The organism is Streptomyces sp. TRM64462 (genome assembly GCF_013362995.1).
Taxonomy (GTDB): Bacteria; Actinomycetota; Actinomycetes; order Streptomycetales; family Streptomycetaceae; genus Streptomyces.
On the sequence record NZ_JABWDV010000074.1, the window covers coordinates 1 to 1,718 of the forward strand.

Annotated in this window: 1 protein-coding gene; it reads right to left on the bottom strand. The window is 73.0% G+C overall.

The annotated features are described in order from the left end of the window. Positions 1 to 1,718, bottom strand: a 1,718-nt coding sequence (locus HTZ82_RS03325; RefSeq protein WP_175407737.1) for an FAD-linked oxidase C-terminal domain-containing protein, incomplete at both ends; no start/stop codon positions are given.

Below are 1,718 nucleotides of genomic sequence, written 5' to 3' on the forward strand. Positions count from 1 at the left end.
CCGATCTGCGTCGTACAGGAGAACCCGCCCGCCACGACGAACGTGTCAGGACCCGCGTCCCGCACCGCGGGCAGCAGCGCCTGCTCCCCGCAGTCCATCGAGATGCCGTACTTGCCCGGTTCGAAGCCCCACGACCCGGCCAGACCGCAGCAGCCGCCCACCAGGTCCTCGACCTCCAGGCCCATGTCCCGGAGCAGCAGCCGCTCCGGGTCCGAACCACCCGTGGCGCGCTGATGGCAGTGCGTCCACAGCAGCGCCCTGCCGCCCGCCTCGAACCGCGGCGGCGCCACCCCGAAGGACCGGAAGAACTCCGCGAAATGGTGGACGTTACGGGCCAGCCGCGCCGCGTCCTCGTCCTGCGGCAACAGCTTCACCAGCTCGTCCTTGAACACCGCCACACAGCTCGGCTCCATGCCCACCACCGGGATCCCCGCCCGGACGTACGGCCGCAGCACGTCGAGGACCCGCCGCAGATAGTGCTCGGCCGCGTCCAGGAACCCGTAGTCGTACAGCGGGCGGCCGCAGCACAGCCGGACCTCCGGCATGACGACCTGCCGCCCCGCGGCCTCCAGCGCCTCCACACAGGCCACACCGACCTCGGTGCGGAAATGGTCGGTGAATGTGTCGGGGAACAGGACGACGGGCGGCCCGTACGGGTTGACGGTGCCGCCCCGCCTGGCGAACCACCGGCGCAGCGTCATCGGCGCGAACCGCGGCAGCGGCCGCCGCCGGTCGACGCCCGCCACGAGCCGCGCCAGCCGGGCGGCGCCCGGCGTGTGCGTCGCCAGGTTCGCCAGCTCCGGAACCACGGAGGCGAGCCGCGCCCACCGGTCGATGAACCCGAAGGCGTACGCGTGCCGCGGTCGCGGGCGGCGCGGCGACCGGTAGTGGTGGTACAGGAACTCCGCCTTGTACGTCGGCATGTCGACACCGACAGGACAGTCGTTGGTGCACCCCTTGCACGCCAGGCACAGGTCGAGCGCGTCGAAGACCTCACGCGACTGCCAGCCGTCCGTCACGACCTCGCCGCGCAGCATCTCGTACAGCATCCGCGCCCGGCCCCGCGTGGTGTGCTGCTCCTCGCGCGTGACCTGGTAGCTGGGGCACATCGTCGCCGAGGCCTCCGACTCGCGGCACTTGCCGATACCGACGCAGCGGACCGCGGCGTGCGCGAAGTCGCCGCCGTCCTCCGCGTACGCGAACCTCACCTCCGGGCGGGCCCTGGGGTAGCCGTCGCCGAGCTTCAGGTGCTCGTCGAGGCGGTAGGCGTCGACGACCTTGCCCGGGTTCATGCCGTGCTCGGGGTCCCAGATCGCCTTGAAGGCCCGCATCGCGTCGAGGAGTTCCGGGCCGTACTGCCGTTCCAGCAGCTCCGCGCGCTGCTGCCCGTCGCCGTGCTCGCCGGACAGGGAACCGCCGTACGAGACGACGAGCCCGGCGGCGTCCTCCAGGAAGGCCCGGTAGGCGGCCAGGCCCTCGGGGCTCCGCAGGTCGAAGTCGATCCGGCTGTGGACGCAGCCCTGCCCGAAGTGGCCGTACAGGGCGCCGTGCAGACCGTGCCGGTCCAGCAGCCCGCGCAGGTCCCGTATGTAGTCGCCGATCCGGTGCGGCGGCACGGCGGAGTCCTCCCAGCCGGGCCAGTGGTCCGTGCCGTCCGGGCCGAAGGCGGTCGCGCCGAGGCCGCCCTCGCGCACCCCCCACAGCCGCTCGGCCGCGCC